Genomic DNA, 6,042 nt, shown 5'->3' on the forward strand with positions numbered 1-6,042 from the left:
ATGTAACGTTATAGCGCGCTTTTACCGAACGTGCGGTATTCCGAAGGAGTGAATCCGGTGTGCTTCTTGAAGGTGGAGAAAAAATGTTCGGTAGACTTGTAGTTGAGCATGAAGGCGATTTCTTTCACCGAATGCGAAGTATTTATCAGGAGTTGTTTAGCTTTTCGGAGCTTCAACTCCTGAAAATATTTGGCGGGGGCGTATCCGGTGTACTCCTTAAATACTTTTCTGAACCAGGAATAACTGATGTTTAGCTTCATCGCTAATTCTTCGGGATCGACGTCGCCCAGCAGGTTTTCGTTCATGATGATTTTGGCCTGTTCTATTTTCTGGTCGGTGTCGCTCATTTCGAATATTTTGTTTTTCGAGATGGATAGTATCATGCCCAACATGTGCAACACGATGCCGCCTAGGTATTGCTGTGAGGAGATTTTGTCACTCTCGGCTATTTCGAGTGCCCGCGAGAAGAGCGATACCAGTTCCTCGTTCAGTCCTACTTCGAGTACCTGATTTTCGGCGGTGAAGAAAGCCGCTTTCATAATGTTATCCGTCACAGGGCCTTCAAAGCCGATGTAGTATTCATCCCATCCGGTTTGTTTAAATGGGTGATAAGTGTGCCATTGGCCTGGGAACAGGAGCATCAGCCGACCTCTGCATACTTGTTTCTCGTGGGTGGTTTCAGAACTGAACAATCCGCGGCCTTTGGTGATGTAGACCAATTGGTATTCGCGCAACGTGCGTCCCTTCTGGGCGTTGAAAAAGTAGCCGGAGGGATGGTCCTTCAGCGGATAGGACGAGTGGGGCGGGATGGATTGAAAACCGACGGTGTTCACCCACAGGCCGAATCGCTTATCCATGTCGTTTACTATCAGGTATTTGAATTCTATTCCGGAATGGTTGTTGCAGATGTTCATGGCAAGTGTCTTTCTTGGTGTCTGTGACAAAGTTATTGTTTTTCCTCCGGAAAAACAACAGGCTTTTCACCCATGAATAGGCGGATTTTGTAAAAGGCTTGTTATCAGTGGAATAACTTTACGCTTCATAGCGGTTTGTGGGACACTTGTGTGGCTCGTGAGAAACACTTGCACGGCTCATGAGAAACACTTGTACGGCTCGCGAGCCACACAAGTGTGGCTCACGCGGGGTACAAGTAAGTATCAGAAGGCTTTCGTCAGTTGCTTATTTGGGCAGGTTGAATGCCTCGGTCATTTCCTTCATTTGTGTTTCGGTCATGCCTTCGGGTTCGAAACCCATGTTTTTGGCAGCTACGTAAATCAGAGCCGATTTGTTCAGCACATCTACCTGGTCGAAGGCAGACATGATGTCGGTGTCGACCGCAAATACACCATGTTTCTCCCACATCACTACATCGTAGTCGGCCAGCTTGCTGATGGTAGCGTCGGCCAGCTTGACAGAACCGGGCAATTCATAAGGGATGATACCCAGTCCGCGTGGACAGAAGGCTTTGGTCTCGGGTATCATGCTCCACAACAGGGTTCCTGCTACGTCGTCTTTCAGGAATCTGGGATGATGGCTCATGGCTATCAGTTCGATGGGGTGGGTGTGAAGTGATGCTTTGTAAGGCGAACCGTGTTCGATGAGGTAATTGTGTACGCTCAGGTGCGAGGGCAGTTCCGAAGTCGGCATTACGGGCTGGTCGGCTATGATGACGTAGCTGGTGCAGTCGTCCAGGATGCGGATGACAGCTCCGTTCTCCATCGGTCGGCGTGCCAGGTCGCGCATGCGTTTCTGGGTTCCCTTGCAGTAGAAGTAACAACCTTTCAGGTAGGGCAGGCAGGTGCCGATGCTCAGAACACCGCTGATGGCAGGCATGTTTCTGATTTCGTCGTCAACGAATTCGGTGATGTTCAATGTGATGTTTCCGCCGTTGCGTTCGGCCCAGCCTTTCTGCCATAAATAGCCGGCTACCTCGGCGGCTTTCTCTACTTCGGCAGCCAGTGCCGGACGATTGTTCAAGATTGATTCCATTTTTTATTCAGTATTTATGATTGATCGTTTATCGTTGTTTCCGTTTCATTCTGTTTCTTGGTTTAAGCCTGTGCCATTGCTACAGCTACGATAGAGGCTACCAGTGTTATCAGTCCGATGACAAGTACGCGTATGGTGCGCGGACTGCATCCTTTCCATTCCTTCAGCAAGATGCCCCAAAGATTGCTGAACACGACATTCAGCGACATCAGGATGCTCCACGAGAAAGCCAGCAGCGCCGGACTGTCGGTCAGGAAGCTTTTTCCCATTTCCAGTCCGAAGAATTGCGAGTACCACAAAACACCGGCCAGGGCACAGAAAAGCAGATTGTTGGCAAAGGTACTGCCCTTTACCGAAAGATATTCTTTCCCCGTATGATTTTTGATGTTTTGCTGGATGCAATAGGCGGCATTGGTGCAGAAACCGCCCAGGGTTACTAGAAAGATGACGGGCAATCCGGCATATAGCGGTTTCACCCCGTTGCTTAGTGCGGCTTCTTTAATGGGGGTACCCGCATCGAGCCCCAGGGCGAAGCAGGCACTCATTACTCCGGCCAGCAGGGCTACCAGCAGACCTTTGGTCAGTGCAAAGTCCTTGATAGCCGCTGTTTTTTCTTTCTGCGACATGCTTTGCGAGCGGAGGCTTCCGGCATAGCCGATGATAGCGATGCCGGTCAGCGTGATGCAAACACCGGTCAGCAGCATCAGGCCTTCTCCGTGCCATAAATCTTTTCCGGCAAATATGGCTGGGAACAAGGTGCCAAAGGCTGCACAGGTGCCTAAAGAGATGCTTTGTCCCAAGGCCACACCCAGGTAGCGCATGCTCAATCCGAATGTCAGTCCGCCAATGCCCCAGAGTGCTCCGTAAGCGATGGCCGGGATGGCTCCGCCCGAGCTCCATAGTTCGGGAAGGCTGCTCCCGGCAGGCACGGCCAGCATGGCTCCCAGCAGCGGGAACAACAGCCAGGCGAAGATGCCTTGCACCAGCCAGAAACTTTCCCACGACCATTGTTTCACTTTATTGATAGGGACGTACGAACTGCTTTGTCCGAAACTGCCTATCGCTATGATCAGCAATCCTATCAGTGTATTCATCTTTTTCAGCTTTAAGAATCCTTGAGGTGTATCAGCAACGTTTGGAAGTAACTTCGGCTTCGTACTTCTCGACTTCGGCAATGAAACCTTCGCCTACGGGCACATTGTTCTTCAGGCAGAACATGTCCCATACGGCATTCCAAGGCATTGACTTGGCTTCTTCCAGCAAAGCCAGCCGTTCGAATCCCTGTCCGCAGGCTTCGTACTGGCGGAGTGTCTCCAGCGGTTCCAACAGAGCTTGCAACAGGCATTTTTGTGTGGCGCGGCTGCCGATGACGTAAGCACCGATACGGTTGATGCTGGCATCGAAATAATCCAGACCGATGTGTACGCGATCCAATGCATTGCAACGGACAATCTCTTTGCACAAGTCCAGTGTATCGTCGTTCATAATGGTTACGTGGTCGCTGTCCCAACGTACCGGACGGCTTACGTGCAGCATCACTTCCGGTATGAACAGCAGCAGGGCCGATAGCTTGTCGGCTACGCTCTCGGTGGGATGGAAGTGTCCGGTGTCCAGTGTGACAATCTTCTTCCGGCTTGCTCCGTATGCGGTGTAGAAATCGCTCGAACCTACCGTATAGCTTTCCAGCCCGATACCGAATACTTTGGACTCTATGCAGTCTTTCATATGTTTGTATTCGGTTGCAAAGATTTCGTCCAGCGATTCCATTAATATTTCGCGGTACTTCATGCGGTTCACCGTGATGTCTTTGCTGCCGTCGTGTATCCACAGGTTCATGATGCACGGGTCACCTTGCCGTTTTCCCATTTCTTCGGCTATGAGGCGGCAGCGTTTGGTATGTTCTATCCAGAAGTTGCGTATGGCTTTGTCCGGATTGGCTAAGGAAAGGTTTCTGCTTTTGGGATGCGAGAAGGAAGTAGAGTTGAAGTCCAGCTTCATGTTGTGTTCGGCTCCCCATTGCATCCAGCTTTCAAAATGCTGTGGTTCTACCTGGTCGCGGTCTACAAACTTTCCTCCAAAGTCTCCGTATATCTCGTGCAGATTCAGGCGATGGTTGCCGGGAATGTAGCTGGCAGCTTTTAGAATGTCCTGGCGCACTTCGTCAATGTTTCGTGCCTTGCCTGGATAATTACCGGTGGCCTGTATGCCTCCCGACAGTTCGCCGGATGCTTCGAAACCGGATACGTCATCGGTCTGCCAGCAATGCAGCGACAATTGTATGTTCTGTAGGGCATCCATTGCTTTTTCCGTATCTATACCGATGGATGCATAGCGCTCTTGGGCTATCTCGTAAGCTTTTACAATCAGTTCTTCTTTCATGGTTCTTTATTTATTGATAAGGTTTTTATATCTGAGTTTTGTGTTTGAATTGGGCATAGGCTTGTTCCCACATCGGCTTGTCTTTCGGTTGGAATGTTTTCAGGGGAACAGATTGTGCGACAAGCTGACGCATGGCGAACAGGTCACATGCCTTTCCGGCTGCTATTGCCTGCATCATGATGTTGCCGATGGCAGTTGCTTCGGAGGGACCTGCTACGACCGGAATTCCGGCAGCGTTGGCAGTCCATTGGTTCAGCAGTTCGTTCCGGCTACCGCCCCCTATGATGTGTAGCGTTTCTATCGGATGGGGCGACAGGGCATGCAGATCGTCCAATACCTGCCGGTAGCGCAAGGCCAGACTTTCGAAGATGCAGCGCACAATTTGTCCGCGAGTCTCGGGCACAGGTTGGCCTGTGTCTTTACAATAATCTTTTATAGCCTGTTCCATATTGATAGGATTATTGAATCGGTCATCGTCCGGGTAAATCAGGCTGCGGAATGCTTCACAAGCGGATGCCTCGGCTATCAGTTCCGGGTAAGAGGTATTGCCCCATTGTTGTCGGCATCGTTCGAGGAGCCACATGCCGCAGATGTTTTTCAGAAAACGAATACTTCCTTCCACTCCGCCTTCGTTCGTATAGTTCAACGATTCGGTTTGAGGAGTGATGATGGGGTTGTCTGTCTCGATTCCCATCAGCGACCAGGTGCCACTGCTCAGGTATGCAAAGTTACGGTTACGGGCAGGGATGGCAGCTACGGCCGAAGCTGTGTCATGTCCGGCGACGGCTATGACGGGAATTTCTCCCAGTCCTGTAATGCGTTGGACTTCGGCCGATAGTACGCCTGCTTTTTCGCCCGGATATACAAAACGTCCGAAGTGGGAAGTGTTTAAGCCTATTGCCTGTAGTAATTCCGGTTCCAGCTGGCGCGTAGTGGCGTTGACCAGCTGGCCTGTGGAGGCGATGGTATATTCGGTGACTGTCTCTCCGGTCAGCAGGTAGGTCAGGGCGTCGGGTATAAACAGTATTTTCTCCGCACTGTCCAGTGCGCTGTTCTTGTCTCGTCGCATTGTGTCCAGCTGGAAAAGTGTGTTGAAGTTCATCACCTGGATGCCTGTCAGGTTGTAGACGTGTTGGCGTGGGATACGCATAAAGAACTTTTCGGGTGCACCGTTGGTATGTGAATCCCGGTAGGAATAAGGCAGACGCATGAGTTGACCGTCTTTGCCTATGCATGCAAAATCTACTCCCCAGGTGTCTACTCCGATAGAAATGATTTCCACATCTTTTCTGTCAGATACCCGTTTTAATCCTTCAAGAATGTTGCGGTAGAGCTCGTAGATGTCCCAATAGCAATGGCCGTTTACTTCAATCAGATGGTTGGGAAAGCGGTTGATTTCTTCCATTTCCCAACCTTCCGTTGTGAAGTTTCCTATGATGGTACGCCCACTGGTAGCCCCGAGGTCGACAGCAAAAAGGTATTGTTTCATAGCTATTCGTTTTTCTGCAAAAATAGCAGTTTATGTCCGAGCCGTTCATGTGCTTTTTGACCTTAAAAGTAAGTAATGTGGCAGAAATAATACGGTAGAATTTTTTTCTTAACTGGAGAAATATTTTTTCCCAGTTAGGGAAAAATATTTTTCTAACTGGGCAGAAAAAGATAAGGTAGTAGGCA

5 protein-coding genes are annotated in these 6,042 nt (G+C 50.0%); all 5 read right to left on the reverse strand.

Annotation, left to right across the window (positions count from 1 at the left end):
• Positions 1-8 precede the first annotated feature (8 nt).
• Entirely contained in the window at positions 9-914 is a 906-nt protein-coding gene (locus Q3C19_RS17620; RefSeq protein ID WP_071149049.1) for an AraC family transcriptional regulator, read from the reverse strand.
• A 265-nt stretch (positions 915-1,179) separates the two neighbouring features.
• Positions 1,180-1,989 carry a rhamnulose-1-phosphate aldolase gene (rhaD, locus tag Q3C19_RS17625; protein WP_071149050.1) on the reverse strand — a complete coding sequence of 270 codons (810 nt, stop codon included), beginning with the start codon at positions 1,987-1,989 and terminating at the stop codon, positions 1,180-1,182.
• A gap of 62 nt (positions 1,990-2,051) precedes the next feature.
• A complete protein-coding gene (gene rhaT / locus Q3C19_RS17630; protein WP_277121870.1) occupies positions 2,052-3,083 on the reverse strand; it encodes an L-rhamnose/proton symporter RhaT in 1,032 nt (343 codons plus the stop codon).
• Positions 3,084-3,114: 31 nt separating this feature from the next.
• A complete protein-coding gene (locus Q3C19_RS17635) occupies positions 3,115-4,368 on the reverse strand; it encodes an L-rhamnose isomerase (protein ID WP_277121872.1) in 1,254 nt (417 codons plus the stop codon).
• Between the two features lie 25 nt (positions 4,369-4,393).
• The gene (rhaB, locus tag Q3C19_RS17640) at positions 4,394-5,857 is read right to left on the reverse strand and encodes a rhamnulokinase (RefSeq protein WP_302731104.1); all 1,464 of its coding nucleotides are present in this window, start codon (positions 5,855-5,857) and stop codon (positions 4,394-4,396) included.
• Between the last annotated feature and the right edge of the window lie 185 nt (positions 5,858-6,042).

This window comes from Bacteroides sp. ET489 (genome assembly GCF_030518095.1).
Lineage (GTDB): Bacteria > Bacteroidota > Bacteroidia > Bacteroidales > Bacteroidaceae > Bacteroides > Bacteroides ndongoniae.

What these genes read in the sequence shown, in the direction of transcription:
- Q3C19_RS17620 (WP_071149049.1), bottom strand. Translation starts at nt 914, where the DNA reads ATGAACATCTGCAACAACCATTCCGGAATAGAATTCAAATACCTGATA.
- rhaD (WP_071149050.1), bottom strand. Translation starts at nt 1,989, where the DNA reads ATGGAATCAATCTTGAACAATCGTCCGGCACTGGCTGCCGAAGTAGAG.
- rhaT (WP_277121870.1), bottom strand. Translation starts at nt 3,083, where the DNA reads ATGAATACACTGATAGGATTGCTGATCATAGCGATAGGCAGTTTCGGA.
- Q3C19_RS17635 (WP_277121872.1), bottom strand. Translation starts at nt 4,368, where the DNA reads ATGAAAGAAGAACTGATTGTAAAAGCTTACGAGATAGCCCAAGAGCGC.
- rhaB (WP_302731104.1), bottom strand. Translation starts at nt 5,857, where the DNA reads ATGAAACAATACCTTTTTGCTGTCGACCTCGGGGCTACCAGTGGGCGT.